Origin of the sequence: Aeromicrobium sp. Root344 (genome assembly GCF_001425755.1) — a bacterium.
Taxonomy (GTDB): Bacteria; Actinomycetota; Actinomycetes; order Propionibacteriales; family Nocardioidaceae; genus Aeromicrobium.
Genome location: NZ_LMDH01000001.1, coordinates 529,491 through 550,055, shown reverse-complemented (window position 1 = coordinate 550,055; position 20,565 = coordinate 529,491). Strand labels below are relative to the sequence as shown.

Sequence of the window (20,565 nt, the reverse complement as noted above, 5' to 3'; positions counted from 1 at the left end):
TGAGGTCATGCGCATCTTGAACAACCGCGAGGAGATCGCAGCGGCCGCGGGGCAGGAGCTCGGGGTCAGCGAGTGGGTCGCGATCACGCAGGAGCGTATCGACCTGTTCGCCGACGCCACGGGCGACCGCCAGTGGATCCACGTCGACCCCGAGCGGGCCGCCGACGGTCCGTTCGGCGCGACCGTGGCCCACGGCTACCTCACGCTGTCGATGCTGCCGTTCCTCGGCGCGCAGGTCTACGCATTCGCCGGCAACGTCGCGCGGGTCAACTACGGCCTCAACAAGGTGCGCTTCGTGTCGCCCGTGCTGGTCGGCTCCAAGGTGCGCAACCGGGTCGAGCTGCTCGAGGTCGAGGAGATCGAGAAGGGCCAGCGCGCGACGTTGCAGCACACCGTCGAGATCAAGGGCCAGGACAAACCGGCCTGCGTGGCGGAGACCGTCGTGCTCCTCATGGCGTCATGACACGATGACCCTGTGAGCGCCACGTCCGAACAGATCGCCAAGGCCCCCAAGGTCGCCCTCCACGAGCACCTCGACGGAGGTGTTCGCCCGGCGACGATCGTCGAGATCGCCGACGAGATCGGCCACGACCTGCCGGCCGGTGACGCCGCGTCCCTCGGGGCGTGGTTCGAGGAGGCTTCGAGCTCCGGCTCGCTCGAGCGCTACCTCGAGACGTTCATCCACACCGTCGCGGTGATGCAGCGCCCCGAGGACCTCGCGCGCGTCGCTCGTGAGGCCGTCGTCGACCTGGCCACGGACGGCGTCGTCTATGCCGAGCTGCGTTGGGCGCCCGAGCAGCACCTGTCGGCCGGACTGTCGCTGACCGAGACCGTCGAGGCGGTCCAGGAAGGCATCGTCAAGGGCCAGGAGGAGGCCGCCGGCCTGGGCCACCCGATCGTCGTGGGGCAGCTCCTCACCGCGATGCGGCACGCCAAGCGCGGCCTCGAGATCGCCGAGGTCGCCGTCGACTATCGCGACCGGGGTGTCGCCGGCTTCGACATCGCCGGCGCCGAGGACGGCTTCCCGCCGATCCTGCACCTCGAGGCGTTCGAGTACCTCCGCCGCGAGAACGCGCACTTCACGATCCACGCCGGCGAGGCGTTCGGCCTGCCGTCGATCTGGCAGGCGATCCAGCGCTGCGGTGCCGAGCGCCTCGGTCACGGGGTGCGCATCGTCGACGACATCGACTTCGACGCCCCGGGCGGGCCCGTGCTCGGGCGTCTCGCGGCCTACATCCGCGATCGCCGCATCCCGCTCGAGATGTGCCCGTCGTCCAACCTGCAGACCCACGCCGTGCCCGACATGCGCTCGATCGCGGACCACCCGATCGGCAAGCTCAAGGACCTCGGCTTCCGCGTCACGGTCAACTGCGACAACCGGCTCATGAGCGGTACGTCGATGAGCCGGGAGTTCCAGCTCCTGGTCGATGCCTTTGGCTACGACATCGCCGACCTGCGCTGGTTCACGATCAACGCCATGAAGAGCGCGTTCCTGCCGTTCGACCAGCGCCTCGCGATCATCAACGACGTCATCAAACCTGCCTACGCCGCGCTCTAGTCCCCGCGATTTGTGATGCTAGAGGCGCTACGGCGACTCGGAAGCGCCTGAAAGTCCACACGTCGCGGAGGTCAGGCGACGGTCCAGGCGTCGGGGCCGTCGAGCAGGTCCTGCAGCGACGGTGCCTCGCCCGCGAGCACGGCCTGCTCACGGCTCAGGTCGTCGTACGTCGGCCGGTCGACCTGGCGGAAGATGCCGATCGGCGCTCGCCGCACCGCTCCGCCATCGGTGATGCGGGACAGCGCGAACGCCGTGGTCGCATCGTCGGCGCGCGCGTCGTGCACCAGCACGTCAGCCGCGTTGGACTCGTCGACCTCGACCACGTCGACGCCACCGCCGGGCGTACGCACGACGCCGAGCCGGCCGTCGACGCCGAAGCGGATCGGCTCGCCGTGCACCAAGGGGATGATCGCGTCGTCGCGCGTCTCCGGGTCCTTGATCGCGTCGAACGCGCCGTCGTTGAAGATCGGGCAGTTCTGGTAGATCTCGACCAGTGACGTGCCGCGGTGCCGGGCAGCCGCCGACAGGACCGTCGTGAGGTGCTTGCGGTCGGAGTCGATCGTGCGGGCCACGAACGTCGCCTCGGCGCCGAGCGCCAGCGACAACGGGTTGAGTGGTGCGTCGATCGACCCGAACGGCGTCGACTTGGTGACCTTGCCGGGCTCCGAGGTGGGGGAGTACTGCCCCTTGGTCAGCCCGTAGATGCGGTTGTTGAACAGCAGGATCGTCATGTTGACGTTGCGGCGCAGCGCGTGGATGAGGTGGTTGCCGCCGATCGACAGCGCATCGCCGTCGCCCGTGACGACCCACACGCTGAGGTCGGCGCGGGTCGTCGCGATGCCGGTCGCGATCGCGGGCGCGCGGCCGTGGATCGAGTGCAGTCCGTAGGTGTCGAGGTAGTAGGGGAACCGTGCCGCGCAGCCGATGCCGGAGATGAACACGATGTTCTCGCGGCGCAGCCCAAGCTCCGGCATGAAGCCCTGCACGGCGGCGAGGATCGCGTAGTCGCCGCACCCGGGGCACCAGCGGACCTCCTGGTCCGACGAGAAGTCCTTGCGGGTCTGCGGCTCGTCGGCGGTGGGTACGCCCTCGAGTCCATGCCCCTGCGGCATGCCGAGATCTACACTCATTCGCCCTCCTTGATGCACAGCTCGATGAAGTGCTTGCCGAGCTCCGCGGCGCCGAACGGCATGCCGCGCACGGCGTTGTAGCCCTCGGCATCGACGAGGTACTTGGCCCGCAGCAGGCTGCGCAGCTGGCCGAGGTTCATCTCCGGCACGATGACCCGGTCGTACGCGGCGAGCACCTCGCCGAGGTTGGCCGGGAACGGGTTGAGGTGGCGCAGGTGGGCCTGGGCGATGCGGTGCCCGGCGACGCGGGCGCGGCGGCAGCCGGCGCCGATCGGGCCGTAGGTCGAGCCCCAGCCGATCACCAGGATCTTGGCGTGGCCGTCCGGGTCGTCGACCTCGATCTCGGGGATCGTCGCCGCGATGCCGTCGACCTTGGCCTGGCGCAGGCGCACCATGTGGTCGTGGTTGGCCGGGTCGTACGAGATGTCGCCCGTGCCGTCGGCCTTCTCGAGGCCGCCGATGCGGTGCTCGAGCCCGGCGACGCCGGGCGGCGCCCACGGGCGGGCGAGGGTCTGCGGGTCGCGGGCGTAGGGCAGGAAGGCTGCGTCGGGATCCGCGGTGGCGAAGTCGGGCTCGATCCGCGGCAACGACGCGACGTCGGGCAGGCTCCACGGCTCCGAGCCGTTGGCGAGGTAGCCGTCGGACAGCAGGATGACCGGGGTGCGATAGGTGACCGCGATCCGGGCGGCCTCGATCGCGGCGTCGAAGCAGTCCGCGGGGGACTGTGCAGCGACGACCGGCACGGGAGCCTCGCCGTTGCGGCCGTTCATCGCCTGCAGGAGATCGGACTGCTCGGTCTTGGTCGGCAGTCCCGTCGAGGGGCCGCCGCGCTGCACGTCGATGATCACGAGCGGCAGCTCCAGCATGACCCCGAGGCCGATCGTCTCGCCCTTGAGGGCGAGGCCGGGACCTGACGTCGTCGTGACGCCCAGCGATCCGGCGAAGCTCGCGCCGAGGGCCGCGCCGACGCCGGCGATCTCGTCCTCGGCCTGGAACGTGGTGACGCCGAACGCCTTGTGCTTCGACAGCTCGTGCAGGATGTCCGAAGCCGGGGTGATGGGGTAGGCGCCCAGGAACACCTGCAGGCCAGACAGCTGGCCCGCGGCGACGATGCCGTACGACAGCGCGGTGTTGCCGGTGATGTTGCGGTAGCGGCCGGACGGGATCACGGCGGGCTTGACGACGTAGGACACCGCGAACGACTCGGTCGTCTCGCCGTAGTTGTAGCCCGTGCGCAGGGCCGCGACGTTGGCGTCGCGGATCGCCGGCGATCCCGCGAACTTCTTGCCGAGGAACGCGACGCTGCCGTCGATCGGGCGGCCGAACATCCAGCTGACGAGGCCGAGGGCGAACATGTTCTTGGCGCGCGAGGCGTCCTTGCGCGACAGCCCGAACTCCTCGACCGCGCCGACGGTCAGCCCGGTCAGATCGATCGCGTGCAGCTGGTAGTCGCTCAGCGATCCGTCCTCGAGGGGATTGGACTCGTAGCCCACCCGCTTGAGGTTGCGGTCGGTGAACTCGTGCGCGTCGACGATCGCCGTGCCGCCGGCCTGCAGGTCGCCGATGTTGGCCTTGAGCGCTGCGGGGTTCATGGCGATCAGGACGTCGGGGTGGTCGCCGGGCGTCAGGATGTCGTAGTCGGCGAAGTGGATCTGGAACGACGAGACGCCCGGCAGCGTGCCGGCGGGCGCCCGGATCTCGGCCGGGAAGTTGGGCAGCGTCGACAGGTCGTTGCCGAAGTCGGCTGTCTCCTGCGTGAACCGGTCACCGGTCAGCTGCATGCCGTCGCCGGAGTCACCGGCAAAACGTATGACGACACGCGTGAGCTCTTCGGTCGACTTCGACGCCGTCATCGCCACCTGCCTCTTGTGTGCTCTACAACACACCGTACCCACAACCGGGGCAGCACATGGCCGTTGGGTCCAGCAAAACGAGAACGTGTTCTAGATGAGAAAGGTCCTTGGGCTTGTCGAAAGGACTCCTTGCGACAAGCCCAAGGACCGAAGGGCCGCTAGGCGGCGACGGTCGCGCTGACCTCGGCGACCGGCTCGAGCGCCAGGGCCAGGATCTCGGCGACGTCGGCCACCGGACGTACGTCGAGCTCGGCCAGGACGTCCTCGGGGACGTCGACCAGGTCGACCTCGTTGCGCGCCGGGATGAACACCGTCTTGAGACCGGCCCGCTGCGCGGCCATGAGCTTCTGCTTGACGCCGCCGATCGGCAGGACGCGCCCGTTGAGGGTGACCTCGCCGGTCATGCCGACATCAGCCCGGACGTTGCGGCCGAGCGCCAGCGACGTCAGCGCCGTGACCATCGTGACGCCCGCGGACGGGCCGTCCTTGGGCACCGCGCCGGCCGGCACGTGCAGGTGGATCGCCCGCTCCAGCGTCGCCGGGTCGATGCCGATCGCCTCGGCGTGCGAGCGTACGTAGGACAGCGCGATCTGCGCCGACTCCTTCATGACGTCGCCCAGCTGCCCGGTGATCGCGAGGCTGCGGTCGCCGTCGTACGCGCTGGCCTCGATGAACAGCACGTCGCCGCCCAGGCCGGTCACCGCGAGTCCGGTCGAGACGCCCGGCACCGCTGTGCGCTCCTCCGACTCCGGCGTGAACCGGGGCCGGCCGACGTAGTCGACGAGGGTCTTCTCGTCGACGACGACAGGCTTGGCCACGTCGGGATCGGTCAGCTTGGTCGTGACCTTGCGGAACACCTTGGCGAGCAGCCGCTCCATCTGGCGCACGCCGGCCTCGCGCGTGTACGACGCCGCGATCTCGCGCAGCGCACCGTCCGTGATCTCGACCTCGTCGGTCGTGAGCGCGGCCCGCTCGTGCTGGCGCGGGGCCAGGTACGTACGGGCGATCGCGACCTTGTCGTCCTCGGTGTAGCCGTCGAGCTGCACGAGCTCCATGCGGTCGAGCAACGGCTGCGGGATCTGCTCGATCACGTTCGCGGTCGCCAGGAACAGCACGTCCGAGAGGTCCAGGTCGAGGTCGAGGTAGTGGTCGCGGAACGTGTGGTTCTGCGCCGGATCGAGGACCTCGAGCAGCGCCGCCGCGGGATCCCCGCGGTAGTCGGCGCCGACCTTGTCGATCTCGTCGAGCAGCACGACGGGGTTCATCGAGCCGGCCTCGCCGATCGCGCGGACCAAACGGCCCGGCAGCGCACCGACGTACGTCCGACGGTGGCCACGGATCTCGGCCTCGTCGCGCACGCCGCCGAGGGCGACGCGGACGAAGTTGCGGCCGAGGGCGCGAGCCACGCTCTCGCCGAGCGACGTCTTGCCGACACCGGGAGGGCCGACGAGCGCCATCACGGCGCCCGATCCGCGGCCGCCGACGACCTCGAGGCCACGCTCGCTGCGGCGAGCGCGTACGGCGAGGTACTCCACGATGCGGTCCTTCACGTCGTCGAGGCCGTGGTGGTCGGCGTCGAGCACCTCGCGGGCACCCGTGATGTCGGTGTTGTCCTCTGTCTTGACGCCCCACGGCAGCTCGAGCACGGTGTCGAGCCACGTACGGATGTAGCCCGACTCGGGGTTCTGGTCGCTGCCGCGCTCGAGCTTGCCGACCTCACGCAGGGCCGCCTTGCGGACGTCCTCGGGCAGGTCTGCCTCCTCGACGCGGGCGCGGTAGTCCTGCGTGCCCTCGGGCTCGTCGTCGCCGAGCTCCTTGCGGATCGCGGCGAGCTGCTGGCGCAGCACGAACTCACGCTGGTTCTTGTCGATGCTCTCCTGGACCGACTCGGAGATCTTCTCGTTGACCTCGCTCTCGGCGAGGTAGGAGCGGGCCCACTCGATCAGCAGGGTGAGGCGCAGCTCGACCTCGGGGGTCTCGAGGAGCTCGCGCTTCTGCTCGAGGTCGAGGTACGACGCGTAGCCCGCGGTGTCCGCGAGGGCGCTCGGATCGGTGAGGCGTTGCACCGAGTCGATGACCTGCCACGCGTTGCGCTTCTGCAGGATCGTCACGAGCAGGCCCTTGTAGTCGCCGGCCAGCTCACGGACGTGCTCGGTGACCGGCTCGTCGTCGATCAGCTCGGCCTCGACCCAGAGCGCGGCACCCGGGCCGGTCACGCCGCCCTGGATGTGCGCGCGCTGCTCGGCCTGGATCACGGCGCCGGGTCCGCCACCGGGGAGGCGGCCGACCTGCTGGATCGTCGCGATCACGCCGTGCGTGGCGTAGCGGTCCTCGAGGCGGGGGGCGACCAGGAGCCGGTCGTCGTTGCTGGTGCGGGCCGCGTCGACCGCGGCACGCGCGGCGTCGTCGAGCTCGATGGGGACGACCATGCCGGGCAGGACGACGACGTCCTCGAGGGCCAGCACGGGGAACTTCTGCAATGCGCTCACGGGTCTCTCCTCAGAGTTGAGTCTGATGGGCTCAACTGTGTGAAGGGTGCAGCCATTCCGCCGACAGTCCCGTGTTCGCTGTCGGCGGACTGGGGCGTCAGTCGGACACCGCGTACGCGGCGACGCCGGTGTCCATCAGGACGCACGGCTCGTCGCCGACGGTCCAGGCGTCGTGGCCCGGCTCGATCACCACGACGTCGCCGGGGCTCACGGTGAGCTCGGACCCGTCGTCGGAGCGTACGGTCATCTGCCCCGACAGGCAGAAGCCCGTGTGCCGGGTCTGGCAGGACTCGGTGCCGGCGATCGGCTTGACATCCTCCGACCATCTCCAGCCCGGCTCGAACACGCCGCGGCCGAGCGTGAATCCTTCGAGGGTGACGACGTCGAGGTGGCCGTGGTCCTTGAACGGGCGAGTCTCGTGAGGGGTGTCGATGTTGAGCGAAGTCGTGGACATGAGGCATCTCCTGGTGGTCGATCCTTCTGTGGCAGAAGGCCCCTTCATCGATGATGCGCCTGGATCGCGGCCGTGGGAAGAGGCCGACGACACCCTGGCTCCGGACAGCACAGGAGCCCGGTCCCCCGAGGGCCGGGCTCCTGTGCCGTTCAGCTCAGTACGTGACCGACGCCGCCACCGCGACGTAGATCTCCGCGCCCGTCGTCAGGCCGCTCCTCGGTGAGAGGAGGGTGACGTGCAGACCGACCACCTTGGAGCTCCAAGCGTCGATCGTCTGCTCGTTGATGACGACCTTCACGATCTTCGGAATCGTGGTGGTCGTGTTCACCGCGGGGTCGAGGGCGATCTTCTTGCCACCGATGATGAGGTTGACCAGCTCGGTCTTGGCCGTGTTGGTCCGCACTCCGGGCGAGAACTTCTGCGACCTCGCACTGACCTTGATGGCATCGGCCCTGATCAGCCCGTTCAGCACGTTGACGCCGGCGGTCTCGTTGCTGTGCGTGACGTCGGCCGTCGACGCGCCACTGATCGAGTTGGCGACGGACTGGATCGCACCGACCTGGAGCACCAGCGGCACGTTGAGCTGTGCGGTGCGGTTGTAGATGTCGTAGCCGAACGTGCTGCCCTGAGGCGTGGCGGCCAACGCGCTGGTCCCGGAGATCACCTTGATGCTCGTGCCGACGTTCACCTTGGCGTACGTCCCGTAGGCGAAGCCGCCGACCGGCGTGGCCGTGCTCTGGCTGGGCGACAGGGATGCCGTCGTCGGGTTGACCGTGATCGTCGTGCCGATCGGCGAGCCCTCGTAGGCCTTGAGGAGCTTCACCTTGAGCGCCGAACCGGTGACCGTGATCTTGCCTCCGACGACCTCGACCTTCTTCTCGTTGAGGATGATCGACGCGATGCCGGCGATGTCCACCCCGAAGTTGTTGTCGACGTCGAGGGGGATGTTCTTGCCCTTGATGGCGACGCCGACGAGCTCGGTGTCGCTGTCGCCGGCGAGGACCGTGCCGGTACGGGTCGCGTGCGTGACGGTCTTGAGCGCGTTGACCTTGATGAGGCCGTTGAGCAGCGACACGTTGGCGGTCTGCGCCTTCGCCGTCTCGGTCACCGTCGTGCCGACCTTCGTGACGTCGACGCTCGACGTGACGGCACCCGCCCTGACCAACGTGCCGACCTCGGCAGAGGCGACGTTGTTGGACTGCTGGTTCGGGTACGTCGTGCCGCTGATGCTCGACGCGGCGGTCGGATCAGAGATGACGGTGCTGCCGAGCACGCGTACGTACGTACCGCCGGCTGCGCCGTAATAGGCGTAGGGCGTGTTGGGATCTGGTTCGGCACCCTGGGCCGGCAGTGCGGCCAAGGCGACGGCGGCCAAGGTGGCAGCCGACGCCAGGAGTGCGATGGGGCGGCGGGACATGGGACCTCCGTGAGTGATGAACCCCCCGAAGGTCGCGTCACTGCGGCCATATCAGTCAACGAGCCAGCGCCCGACTGGTAACGGTCAGGACGACACTATTTGCTCGCCAGCCCGGCCGAGTCGCTGTTTGGGCAGGTCAGGGCCCGGGTCCGGGCGACCCGTGCGCGCGATACGTTGAGACATGCCCGAGTCGATCGACGATCACGTCGTCCGGCGGTTGCGTGGGTGGCCGGCCCGGCCTGACGCACACACGTCCGTGCCGGACCCCGAGACCTTGCTGGCCTACTTCGACGCCCAGCTCCAGAGCCGTCATCTCGACCTGGCGATCCGCTGGCTGCAGACGAAGGGCGAGGCGTTCTACACGATCGGGTCGGCCGGCCACGAGAGCAACGCTGCGGTCGCCCTGGCGCTGCGACCGAGCGATCCGGCGCTGCTGCACTACCGGTCGGGCGGCTTCTACGCTGCGCGCGCGGGCCAGGTCGCCGGGACCTCGGCGATCGACGACGTGCTCAACGGCGCCCTCGCGTCGACGAGCGACCCGATCTCCGGGGGCCGGCACAAGGTCTTCGGCAACGCCGGCCTCAACGTCATCCCGCAGACCTCGACGATCGGCTCGCACCTGCCGCGGGCGTTCGGGCTGGCGTTCGCGCTCGGGCGGGCACCGCGCTCCGAGGTCGTGCCGCCGTGGCCGCTCGACTCGGTCGTGGTGTGCAGCTTCGGCGACGCGTCGGCCAACCACTCGACCGCTGTCGGAGCGCTCAACGCCTCGGCCTACTGTGCGCACCAGGGCGCTCCGCTGCCGATCCTGTACGTCTGCGAGGACAACGGCATCGGCATCAGCACCAAGTCGCCGGCCGGCTGGGTCGAGCGTTCGCTGACGTCGTGGCCGGGCATCGAGTACGCGGTCGTCGACGGCACGGAGCCGGTCGAGCTGCTCGCCACCGCGTCGCGCCTGGCCGATCGGGTGCGGTCGGAGCGCCGGCCGGCGATCCTGCACCTGCGCACCGTCCGGTTCATGGGACATGCCGGCTCGGACGCCGAGATCGCCTATCGCTCCCAGCGCGAGATCGAGGACGACTACGCCCGCGACCCGGTGCTGGCGACGGCCGGCGTGCTGATCGATGCCGGCGTGCTGACCGCCGAGACCGCACTCGCGCGCTACGAGGACGCGCGCGCCACCGTCATGCAGCGGGCCAAGGCATTGGCGGGCGCCCGTCGGCTCGACGACCCCGAGCTGATCGCCGAGCCCATCACGGCGCGCCGGCCCCGCCATGACCTGCTGGCGACGCCGGAGCGGCGGCAGTCCGTCTTCGGTGGCAGGCTGCCCGAGGACGAGGGTCCGCTGAGCCTGGCCCAGAGCGTCAACGCCGCGCTCAAGGACGCGCTGGCGGCCCATCCCGAGGCGCTCGTGTTCGGCGAGGACATCGGCCGCAAGGGCGGGGTCTACGGCGTGACCCGTGGGCTTCGCAAGGCGTTCGGGGCCACTCGGGTGTTCGACACCCTGCTCGACGAGCAGACGATCCTGGGCACCGCGCTCGGCTCGGCGCTCGCCGGGTTCCTGCCGATCCCCGAGATCCAGTACCTCGCCTATCTCCACAACGCCGAGGACCAGCTGCGAGGCGAGGCGGCGACCCTGCGCTTCTTCTCCAACGGCCAGTACCAGAACGGCATGGTCGTACGCGTCGCCGGCCTGGCCTACCAGAAGGGCTTCGGCGGCCACTTCCACAACGACAACTCGGTCGCCGTGCTCCGCGACATCCCCGGACTCGTCCTGGCGGTGCCGAGCCATCCGGCCAACGCGCCACAGCTGCTCCGCGAGTGCCTGGCGCTCGCCGGGGAGGGCCGGGTCTGCGTCTATCTCGAGCCGATCGCGCTCTACCACCAGCGTGACCTGCAGGACGGTGACGGCGCGTGGACCGGCACGTACGCGCCGCCGGCGGCGTGGCCGGCCGAGTCCAGCGCGGAGCTCGGCCGCGTCCGCACCTACGGCGAGGGACGCGACGTCCTGATGGTGACGTTCGGCAACGGCGTACGCCTCAGCCTGCGCGCGGCGGCGCAGCTTGCGCCCACCATCGGCTGCACGGTCCTCGACCTGCAGTGGCTGTCACCGCTCCCGCACGAAGAGCTGCTCCGCACCGCGGCCGGCTTCGACCGGGTCGTGGTCGTCGATGAGACCCGGCGCAGCGGCGGCGTGTCCGAGTCGATCGTCACGGCGCTCGTCGACGGCGGCCACACGGGCCGCATCGTGCGGGTGACCAGCGCCGACAGCTTCATCCCGTTGGGTCCCGCCGCTGATCACGTGCTGCTCTCGGAGGGACTCATCACCGAGGTCGTGCGGCGGATCGTCGACTGAGGTCAGACGTCACGGTCCCACGTCACGAGATGCTCGCCGACGACGCGGGCGCCTTCGGACGCGGGGTGGTCCGAACGGCGACCGTCGTGCATGAGGTGCCGCACATGGACGTCGGTCGTCAGGGCGACGACGTCGGCCACGATCCGGCGATGGCACCGCCACCAGACACTCTCGCTGCACATCACGGCGACACGGTGCTCAGACACGGACGCCAGCAGCTCTCGGAGTCCGTCCTGGAACTCCGCCGTGCGGGTGTGTTCCGCGTACGCCCGGAACGCCGCCACCTGCCACCACGGATCGGGCGGCGGCACCGACGACGAGGTTCGCCGGCCTCCGAGGCGTGGGTCCCAGCGATAGCCGATGCCGACCTGGGCGAGGCTCGCCTCGAGGGGCTCCTGGGCGACGCCGGGGTTGTGCCGGCTCCCCGGGAACCGGCGGATGTCCACGACGAGATCGACCTGGGCGGTCAGCAACACCGCGCTGAGCTCCGCGCCGTCGAGGCGTCCGTGCCCGACGGTGAGCAGCTCCGGCTCATCTCGCATACGACCTCCTGCCACCACTTTCGCAGGGACGAGCGTGGCGTGCCGGTCGACCCGAGGGCCGACCGGCACGACGGCTCTGGCTCAGAAGCCTTGCTCAGCGGCGATCTGGCCGGCGAGGCGTGCCCACGAGACCGTCACGGCCGGCTCGCCCTGGGCGTCCGACGCGACGGCGCCTCGGTCGACGACCCAGCGCAGCCCGGCCTTGGTCGGGTACCACGTGAGAGGTGAGGTCAGGCCCGTCGCCGTGTCGTCCATGCTGAGGGCCGCGAGGTCCTCGGCCGTGGCCGGAGCCGGTTCGGTGGCGCGCTGGATCGCCCGCCGCATGATCCGGTCGGCCGCCGGAACGTCGGCGAACAGGTCGGTGGCGCTGAACGCGTGGCCCGTGCGCTTGTCGATCACGGCTGCCGTCGACGTGGTGGTCGGCACCGCGCCGCCGAAGTCGTTGACGACGTCGAACACGATCGACACCGCGTGGCCGGCCTGGGCATCCGATCGCACCGTGATGGTCTGGCTGAGCCTGCGCGACGTCAGGCCGAGGGCGCGGAGCTGCTTGCGGTAGGCGTTGATCTCCGCCACGATCTTGGCGTTCGCCGCATCCATGACCTGCTTCTCCAGCTTCGGGGTGCCGCCGGTCACCACGACGAGCGGATAGGTGCTCGTCGCCTTGGTGCCTCCGTCGATCGGCACGTCGTGCGGGGTGAACGACGCCTTCAGGTGCGCGTCACCGCTCGGTCCACCGTCGAACCTCACGACGTACGCGACAGGTGCGGCGTCGGGGCTCGACGTGCCGGGGATCGACACCCCGCTGACCGCGATCACGAACGCCGCGGCCGTTGCGACCATCGCAGCGATCGGCAGTGGCCGCACCCAGCCTGAGGAACCGATGCGGCGTACGGGCGCAAGGCGGTCGCGGCGGGGCTGCGGCTCCGCGAGCGGAGCGTACGCGTGCAGGTCGTCGTGATCGATCTGCTCCGATCGCGCCGTCAAGGCGGAAGCCAGGAGCGCTTCGATCTCGTGGTCGGTGAAGCCGGGGTCGGTGCGGGTCATGTCAGTTCTCGTCTCTGGAGTCGGGGGTGGCGGGGGAGGGGCGGTCAGGTCTCGTCGCCAGCGCGGAGCGCAGGGCCGCCAGGCCGCGGCTGCTGCTCGACTTGACCGTGCCGCGGGAGATGCCGAGCGTCTCGGCGACCTCGGCCTCGGACAGCGACGACCAATGGCGCAGCACGAGGACCTCGCGCTGACGCTGTGGCAATGTGCCGAGTGCCTCGATCACCTCGCGGTGCTCCTCGCTGAGCACCGCCGCCTCGTCGGCGCCCGGCGCGGTCGGGCTCAGTGGTGGGACGTACGACCGTGCGGTGCGACGACGCCGCAGCACGGACCGCGCGGTGTTGACGACGCACGTACGCAGATAGGCCCGCATGGCGGCTTCGCTCTCGAGCCGGGCCCACGCCTTGGCCACGCCCGCGAACGCGTCCTGGACGACGTCCTCGGCGGTCGCGACGTCGTCGACCAGCAACATCGCGAGCCGGACCATGTGCAGCCGGTTCGCGCGATAGAGCTCGTCGAGCGTGGGCAGCTCGGCCGGGGGCGGCGCGACGTCCATGCGCAATGGTGGCACTCGCGGCGGGGTTCGAGGCGCGCCGAGCGGTGCCGGCGTGCGGGAACGGAATGTCGGGATGGACACGTGATCCTCATCGGTCGTAGGGATGAACCTTCATCCCTGTAGACGTCTGGGGACGCCTGAGGTTGCCAAGCCGTCAGGGCAGGTTGCGAAGAAGGGCCCGCGCCTCGCGAGGAGTCATCGCCTCGCAGCCGTGTGCGACGGCTTCGGCGACGATCCGGGGCTCGTCCTTGAGCAACCGCCAGCCCCGGCGTACGAGGACCCACGGCGGCTTGCGGCCCTCGCGCAGGTCGCGGGTGAGGCGCAACGCGAACGTGATCACGCGGTGGCGCCGCAGGCAGATCGCGGCGTCGAGGATGCCGGCTTCGCGGCAGGCGTCGACGATGACCGGTGCGAACAGTCCCTCGGCGATGAACCGGCCGCCGGGCGCCGACAACGTCTGGGTCCCGGTGCGACGGCTCGCGGCGATGTCGTACACCGGAACCTCGACCGTGCCCGCCGCACACAGCTCGGCGATCGTGCCCACGGCGTCGACGGAGCTCCACGACGCAGGGTCGTCCCAGTCGACGATGCCGAGGCTCGAGCGTGGCATGTGGGGCTCGTCGATGTCGCGGTAGAAATCGTCGAGGCGCAGCACCGGCCAGCCGAGGCGTTCAGCCAGATGAGACTTGCCCGACCCCGAAGGCCCGGCGAGGATGACGACGCCCATCAGATCCCGCTCGACGAAGTCCTTTCGACAGGCTCAAGGAACGGTCCCTGAGCCTGTCGAAGGGACGTCCCGTCACACACCGATCGGGTGCCAGACGGTCTTGGTCTCGACAAGCCCTTCGAGGCGGGCCAGCGTCGGCTCGGCGAGCCAGTCGACCGGCGCCGTGGGTGCACGCAGCACGCGCTTGAGGTTGTCGGCGGCTGCGACCTCGAGCGAGGCGGCGAGCTCGGGGTCGTCGACGCCGGCGAGGTCGAGCGCGTTGACGTCCATGTGCGAGGCCAGCCACGGGGCGATCTCCGCAGCCTTGCCGGTCAGGATGTTGACGACACCGCCCGGCAGGTCCGACGTGGCCATGCACTCCGACAGCGTCACGGCCGGCACGGGATACTTCTCGCTCGCGATCACGACGACGGTGTTGCCCGTGACGATGGCGGGCGCGATGACGGACACGAGGCCGAGCAGCGGGCCACTCGGCGCCACGGTCGCGACGACTCCGGTGGGCTCAGGCGTCGACAGGTTGAAGAACGGTCCCGAGACCGGGTTGCCGTTGCCGAGCACCTGGACGTACTTGTCGGCCCAGCCGGCGTACCAGACCACGCGGTCGATCGCGGCGTCGACGTAGGTCGTGGCCTTCTTGTCGTTGAGGCCTTCGGCGGCACGCAGCTGCTCGATGAACTGGTCGCGCCGGCCCTCCATGACCTCGGCGAGGCGATAGACGACCTGGCCGCGGTTGTAGGGCGTACGCGTCGACCAGCCGCCGAACGCCTTGCGGGCGGCGAGCACCGCGTCGCGCGCGTCCTTGCGCGAGGCAAGTGCCATGTTGCCGAGGAAGCCGCCCTTGGCGTCGAGGGCTTCGAACGTCCGGCCGGACTCCGAGCGGGGGAACGCGCCGCCGATGTAGAGCTTGTGCGTCTTGCGCACGTCGAGCCTGGTCATGCCGATGCTCCCTGCAGGTAGGCGGCGAGGCCGTGGCGCCCGCCCTCGCGGCCGTAGCCCGACTCCTTGTAGCCGCCGAACGGCGACGCGGGGTCGAACTTGTTGAACGTGTTGGCCCAGACGACGCCGGCGCGCAGCTGGTTGGCCATCGACAGGATCCGCGAGCCCTTCTCGGTCCAGACGCCGGCCGACAGGCCGTAGGGCGTGTTGTTGGCCTTCTCGACCGCCTCGGCGGGCGTGCGGAACGTCAGGATCGACAGCACCGGGCCGAAGATCTCCTCGCGCGCGATGCGGTGGGCCTGCGTGACACCGGTGAAGATCGTCGGTGCGAACCAGAAACCGCTGTCGGGGATCTCGCACGGTGCGGACCACCGCTCGGCGCCCTCGGCGTCTCCGACGTCGGACAGCTCCTTGATGCGGGCGAGCTGCTCGGCGGAGTTGATCGCGCCGATGTCGGTGTTCTTGTCGAGCGGGTCGCCGAGGCGCAGCGTCGACATGCGCTGCTTGAGCTTGTCGATGACCTCGTCGTAGACGCTCTCCTGCACCAGGAGACGTGAGCCGGCGCAGCACACGTGGCCCTGGTTGAAGAAGATGCCGCCGACGATGCCCTCGACCGCCTGGTCGAGCGGGGCGTCGTCGAACACGATGTTGGCGGCCTTGCCGCCCAACTCGAGGGTCACCTTCTTGGACGTGCCGGCGACCGAGCGCGCGATGGCCTTGCCGACCGCGGTGGAGCCGGTGAATGCGACCTTGTCGACGTCAGGATGCTCGACGAGGGCCTGACCGGTGGCGCCGGCGCCCGTGATGATGTTGACGACGCCCGGCGGCAGCTCGGCCTGCTGGCACACCTCGGCGAACAGCAGCGCCGTCAAGGGGGTGGTCTCGGCCGGCTTGAGCACGACGGTGTTGCCGGCCGCGAGCGCCGGGGCGATCTTCCACGCCAGCATCATGATCGGGAAGTTCCACGGGATGACCTGGCCCGCGACGCCGAGCGCCTTGGGGTCAGGGCCGAGGCCCGCGTGGCCGAGCTTGTCGGCCCAGCCGGCGTAGTAGAAGAACCACTGCGAGACCAGCGGCAGGTCGACGTCGCGTGACTCCTTGATCGGCTTGCCGTTGTCGAGCGACTCCAGCACGGCGAACTCGCGGCTGCGCTCGGCCATGATGCGCGCGATGCGGTAGAGGTACTTGGCGCGCTCACTGCCCGGCAGCTTGGACCAGACCTTGTCGTACGCCTGTCGCGCGGACTTGACCGCCAGGTCGACGTCGTCGGCGGTCGCCTCGGTGACCTCGGCGAGCACCTCCTCGGTCGACGGGCTGATCGACTTGAACGAGCCACCCTTGCCGTCGACGAACTCGCCGCCGATGTAGAGGCCGTAGGAGCTCTTGATGTCGACGATCGCGCGCGACTCGGGCGCTGGTGCGTACTCGAATTTCGTCATGTCAGTCCAACGTCACGTAGTCGGGGCCGGAGTAGTGGCCGGTGGCAATCTTCTGGCGCTGCAGCAGCAGGTCGTTGAGGAGCGAGGACGCGCCGAACCGGAACCAGTCGGGATCGAGCCAGTCCTCGCCGACGATCTCGTTGACCATCACGAGGTACTTGATCGCGTCCTTGGACGTCTTGATGCCGCCCGCGGGCTTGACCCCGACCTGGCGCCCGGTCTCGGCGCGGAAGTCGCGGACTGCCTCGAGCATCACGAGAGTGACCGGCAGTGTCGCGGCGGGCTGCACCTTGCCGGTGCTGGTCTTGATGAAGTCGGCGCCGGCCATCATCGAGAGCCAGGACGCCTTGCGGACGTTGTCGTACGTCTGCAGCTCGCCGGTCTCGAAGATGACCTTGAGGTGGGCGTGCGAGCCGTCGGGGCGGGCGCAGGCCTCCTTGGTCGCGACGATCTCGTCGAAGACCAGCTCGTAGTTGCCGGTCAGGAACGCGCCACGGTCGATGACCATGTCGATCTCGTCGGCACCGGCCTCGACGGCGTCGCGCGTGTCGGCGAGCTTGATGTCGAGCGCGGCCCGGCCGGACGGGAACGCGGTGGCGACGCTGGCCACGTGCAGGCCGGAGTCGCCGAGGGTGTCCTTGGCGATCTTGACCATGTCGGGATAGACGCAGACCGCGGCCGCTGACGGGCAGCTGGGGTCGGTGGGGTCGGGGCGCATGGCCTTGTTGGCCAGCGCGCGGACCTTGCCCGGGGTGTCGGCGCCCTCGAGCGTCGTGAGGTCGACCATCGAGATCGCGAGGTCGATCGCCCAGGCCTTCGCCGTGGTCTTGATCGACCGGGTGCCGAGTCCGGCGGCCCGGGCCTCGAGCCCGACCTGGTCGACGCCGGGCAACCCGCCGAGGGTCTTGCGCAGGGACGCGGTGGCGCCAGTCACGAATCCTCCTGAATGCGGCCACGTCGTCGGGGCCACTCGTCAAGGTTAGTTCCTGCATGGGCCGTCCGGCGAATGGCTGGAGCCGCCCCGGAGCGCCCGCCCGCGTGAAACGCGCGTTGCACGGCAAACTTCACCGATTCGACACGTTTCGTCTTCGTAAAACTCGTTGACAAGGTTTCTCAGTCGGGGTGAGGTGGCTCTACTCCACTCCTGAGAATCTTCAGATTCCTCTCAGAGGTGATCGTCACGGGGGCGATCACGGACTCGGGGCTCGAAAGGAACACCTGTGAAGTTCGCTTCTCGCCGTCTGCTTGCGACGGCTTCTGCTGCCACGCTGCTGGCCGCTCCACTGCTCGTCAACACTCCGGCTGACGCCGCAGACGACGTGACGCTCAACCTGATCGGCATCAACGACTTCCACGGGCGCATCGACGCCAACACGGTCAAGTTCGCCGGCACGGTGGAGAAGATCCGCCAGGAAGGCGGGTCCGACAACTCGCTGCTGATCTCGGCGGGTGACAACGTCAGCGCCTCGCTGTTCGCCTCGGCGACGCAGGGCGACATCCCGACGATCGACGTCCTCAACGCGCTGCACCTCGACGCCTCGGCGGCCGGCAACCACGAGTTCGACAAGGGCGCCGACGACCTGGTCGGCCGGCTCTCCGACGCCGCCGACTTCCCGTTCCTCGCCGCCAATGTCTTCCGCAACGGCGCTCCGCTCCTGGACAAGTCGGCCACGTTCGACGTCAACGGCGTCTCGGTCGCCGTCGTCGGAGCCGTCACCAAGGAGACGCTCTCGCTGGTCAGCCCCGGCGGCATGGAGGGCGTGACGATCACCGACCCGACCGACGCGATCAACGCCACGGTCGCCGAGCTGGAGGCCTCCCAGACCCCGCCGGACGTCATCGTCGCGTCGATCCACGAGGGCGCCCCCGACGGCACCCAGTCCTACGCGTACGAGGTCGCGCACAGCGACGTGTTCAAGAAGATCGCCGAGCAGACGTCGCCCGACGTCGACGCGATCTTCATGGGCCACACGCACCAGGCGTACACCTACGACGCTCCGATCCCCGGCGAGCCGAGCAGGACGCGGCCGATCATCCAGACCGGCAACTACGGCTCCAACGTCGGCAACATCAAGCTGACGGTCGACGGCGACACCGGCGACGTGAAGTCGTACACGCAGTCCAACGTCGCCCGCGTCACGACCGACGACGCGACCCTCGTCCAGGCCTATCCCGACGTGGCCCAGGTCAAGAGCATCACCGACGCGGCTCTTGCGGTCGCTGCTGAGCGGGGCAACGTCGTCGTCGCGAAGCAGACCGCCGACATCACGACGGCCTACTCAGGCGGCAAGCGCGACGACCGGGCCAACGAGTCCACGCTGGGCAACCTCGTGGCGGATGCCCTGCTGTCCGCGGTCGGCAAGACTCCGGCCGGCGCCGACATCGCCGTCACCAACTCCGGTGGCCTGCGCGCGGAGCTGCTGTACGCCGGATCCACGCCGGCGACCGGAGCCAACGGCGAGATCACGTTCGCCGAGGCCAACGGCGTCCTGCCGTTCGTCAACAACCTCAGCACCACGACGCTCTCGGGGGCGAACTTCAAGAAGGTGCTCGAGCAGCAGTGGCAGCGCGACGTCGACGGCAACGTCCCGACACGGGCGTACCTGCAGCTCGGGCTGTCCAAGAACGTCCACTACACGTACGACCCGACGCGGCCAGAGGGCGATCGCATCACCTCGATCTCGATCGACGGCGCGCCGATCGACCCGGCCAAGAACTACCGGATCGCGCTGCCTGCGTTCCTCACGACGGGCGGCGACAACTTCCGCGCCTTCACGCTCGGCACGTCGGTCGACAGCGGCCTGGTCGACTACCAGTCGTTCATCGACTACCTCGACGCCAGCTCGCCGGTGTCCCCGGACTTCGCGCGTCGCTCGCTCGCGGTCACGGGCGTCAAGAGCTCGTACGAGGCCGGCGACTCGGTCTCGGTGACGCTTCCGAAGCTCGACCTCACGTCGCTCGGCAGCCCGGCCAACACCTCGGTCACCGCGAAGCTGAAGTCCGGCGGCACCACGACGGATCTCGGCAGCTTCCCGGTCACGGCCGGCTCGGCGACCGTGGCGTTCGACCTGCCGGCTGGCCTGATCGGCCCGGCGACCCTCGAGGTCGAGGCCGCGCCGACCGGCACCAAGGCGAGCATCCCGCTGGTCGTCGACAAGGCGACATCGACGACGACCGCCACGGCTCCGGCCAAGGCCAAGACCGGCACGACGTTCACGGTCGAGGCGACCGTGGCCTCGGAGTCGGGCGTCACGCCGACCGGCACGGTCACGGTCAAGGACGGCTCGACCGAGCTGGCGAGCGGCCCGCTCGTCGACGGATCGGCGTCGGTCGAGGTCAACGCGAGCAAGCTCAGCGCTGACGACCACACCCTGACGGTGTCCTACTCCGGCGACACCCTCCACCAGGCGTCGTCGGCGTCGACCGAGCCCATCGAGATCGTCAAGGGCGGCTCGGGCTTCGGCGCGGTCGTCGCGTCGACCAAGTACGGCACGTCGCCCCTCGTCGAGGTCACCGCTGACGCCGAGGCGTCCGGCCTCGTCTACGTCACCTACGGCGGCGAGCTGGTCGGCATGGGCTTCCTGACCGACGGCGCGGGCACCGTGACGCTGGGCAAGACCGCGTTCAAGCCCGGCTCGTACGACCTCAAGGTGTTCTACGGCGGGGACGAGAAGTTCGACCCGACCAGCACGACGGCGACGCTCACCGTGACGCGAGGCGCGACCAAGGCCACCAAGTCGTACGTCACCGGCAAGGTCGTCCGCAACAAGACCGCTGCGACGGTCAAGGTCAAGGTCACCGCCACCGGTTTCACGGTGACCTCCGGCACGGTCCGCATCTACCGCGGCAGCACCCAGTACGGGTGGGCGACGGTCAAGAACGGCCTGGCGACGGTGACGCTCAAGAAGTTCACGAGCGCAGGGACGCAGAAGATGACGGCGAGCTACGGCGGCAACAGCCTGGCCCTGCCCTCGACGTCGGACTTCACGATCCGCGTCGTCAACTAATCACCTGGTGACGGCCCGGGGACGGCTGCACGCCGTCCCCGGGCGGTCCCGGATCCATCT

16 protein-coding genes are annotated in these 20,565 nt (G+C 69.5%); 4 read left to right on the top strand and 12 right to left on the bottom strand.

Annotated elements, in window-relative coordinates:
* Window positions 1–7: 7 nt before the first annotated feature.
* Window positions 8–463 carry a MaoC family dehydratase gene (locus ASC61_RS02665; protein WP_056208970.1) on the top strand — a complete coding sequence of 152 codons (456 nt, stop codon included), beginning with the start codon at window positions 8–10 and terminating at the stop codon, window positions 461–463.
* A gap of 12 nt (window positions 464–475) precedes the next feature.
* Window positions 476–1,558, top strand: coding sequence for an adenosine deaminase (locus ASC61_RS02660; RefSeq protein WP_056208964.1), 1,083 nt, complete (start codon window positions 476–478; stop codon window positions 1,556–1,558).
* 71 nt (window positions 1,559–1,629) lie between these two features.
* Here the strand turns inward: ASC61_RS02660 and ASC61_RS02655 are convergent, their stop codons facing one another.
* The 5 genes from ASC61_RS02655 to ASC61_RS02635 all read right to left on the bottom strand — a co-directional run bounded on the left by ASC61_RS02655 (window position 1,630) and on the right by ASC61_RS02635 (window position 8,901).
* Window positions 1,630–2,688: a 2-oxoacid:ferredoxin oxidoreductase subunit beta gene (locus ASC61_RS02655; protein WP_056208959.1), complete on the bottom strand. Its 1,059-nt coding sequence runs from the start codon at window positions 2,686–2,688 to the stop codon at window positions 1,630–1,632.
* Window positions 2,685–4,541: a 2-oxoacid:acceptor oxidoreductase subunit alpha gene (locus tag ASC61_RS02650; protein ID WP_056208954.1), complete on the bottom strand. Its 1,857-nt coding sequence runs from the start codon at window positions 4,539–4,541 to the stop codon at window positions 2,685–2,687. Before ASC61_RS02650 ends, ASC61_RS02655 begins: the two co-directional genes overlap by 4 nt.
* Before the next feature lie 158 nt (window positions 4,542–4,699).
* Window positions 4,700–7,030 carry an endopeptidase La gene (gene lon, locus ASC61_RS02645; RefSeq protein WP_056208951.1) on the bottom strand — a complete coding sequence of 777 codons (2,331 nt, stop codon included), beginning with the start codon at window positions 7,028–7,030 and terminating at the stop codon, window positions 4,700–4,702.
* A 97-nt stretch (window positions 7,031–7,127) separates the two neighbouring features.
* Window positions 7,128–7,484, bottom strand: coding sequence for a cupin domain-containing protein (locus ASC61_RS02640; RefSeq protein ID WP_056208948.1), 357 nt, complete (start codon window positions 7,482–7,484; stop codon window positions 7,128–7,130).
* Window positions 7,485–7,638: 154 nt separating this feature from the next.
* Window positions 7,639–8,901, bottom strand: coding sequence for a choice-of-anchor P family protein (locus ASC61_RS02635; protein WP_056208946.1), 1,263 nt, complete (start codon window positions 8,899–8,901; stop codon window positions 7,639–7,641).
* Window positions 8,902–9,082: 181 nt separating this feature from the next.
* Between ASC61_RS02635 and ASC61_RS02630 the strand changes: the two genes are divergently transcribed.
* Window positions 9,083–11,254: a thiamine pyrophosphate-dependent enzyme gene (locus ASC61_RS02630; protein ID WP_056208941.1), complete on the top strand. Its 2,172-nt coding sequence runs from the start codon at window positions 9,083–9,085 to the stop codon at window positions 11,252–11,254.
* A 2-nt stretch (window positions 11,255–11,256) separates the two neighbouring features.
* Here the strand turns inward: ASC61_RS02630 and ASC61_RS02625 are convergent, their stop codons facing one another.
* The 7 genes from ASC61_RS02625 to deoC form a co-directional block, all read right to left on the bottom strand.
* Window positions 11,257–11,796: a DUF488 domain-containing protein gene (locus ASC61_RS02625; protein ID WP_056208937.1), complete on the bottom strand. Its 540-nt coding sequence runs from the start codon at window positions 11,794–11,796 to the stop codon at window positions 11,257–11,259.
* Window positions 11,797–11,877: 81 nt separating this feature from the next.
* Complete coding sequence (locus tag ASC61_RS02620; protein WP_056208931.1) at window positions 11,878–12,843, bottom strand: RsiV family protein; 966 nt, start codon at window positions 12,841–12,843, stop codon at window positions 11,878–11,880.
* A gap of 1 nt (window position 12,844) precedes the next feature.
* Window positions 12,845–13,477, bottom strand: a complete 633-nt coding sequence (locus ASC61_RS02615; protein ID WP_235503462.1) for an RNA polymerase sigma factor — start codon at window positions 13,475–13,477, stop codon at window positions 12,845–12,847.
* Between the two features lie 73 nt (window positions 13,478–13,550).
* Window positions 13,551–14,123 (bottom strand): uridine kinase family protein, encoded by a 573-nt coding sequence (locus ASC61_RS02610; protein WP_056208925.1) that lies wholly within the window; start codon window positions 14,121–14,123, stop codon window positions 13,551–13,553.
* Between the two features lie 72 nt (window positions 14,124–14,195).
* Window positions 14,196–15,059 (bottom strand): aldehyde dehydrogenase family protein, encoded by an 864-nt coding sequence (locus tag ASC61_RS02605; RefSeq protein ID WP_056208922.1) that lies wholly within the window; start codon window positions 15,057–15,059, stop codon window positions 14,196–14,198.
* The gene (locus ASC61_RS02600) at window positions 15,056–16,498 is read right to left on the bottom strand and encodes an aldehyde dehydrogenase family protein (protein WP_056208919.1); all 1,443 of its coding nucleotides are present in this window, start codon (window positions 16,496–16,498) and stop codon (window positions 15,056–15,058) included. The genes ASC61_RS02605 and ASC61_RS02600 overlap by 4 nt, the downstream gene beginning before the upstream one ends.
* 1 nt (window position 16,499) lies before the next feature.
* Entirely contained in the window at window positions 16,500–17,432 is a 933-nt protein-coding gene (gene deoC, locus ASC61_RS02595) for a deoxyribose-phosphate aldolase (RefSeq protein WP_235503461.1), read from the bottom strand.
* Window positions 17,433–17,718: 286 nt separating this feature from the next.
* Between deoC and ASC61_RS02590 the strand changes: the two genes are divergently transcribed.
* Complete coding sequence (locus tag ASC61_RS02590; RefSeq protein WP_056208911.1) at window positions 17,719–20,505, top strand: 5'-nucleotidase C-terminal domain-containing protein; 2,787 nt, start codon at window positions 17,719–17,721, stop codon at window positions 20,503–20,505.
* Window positions 20,506–20,565 lie beyond the last annotated feature (60 nt).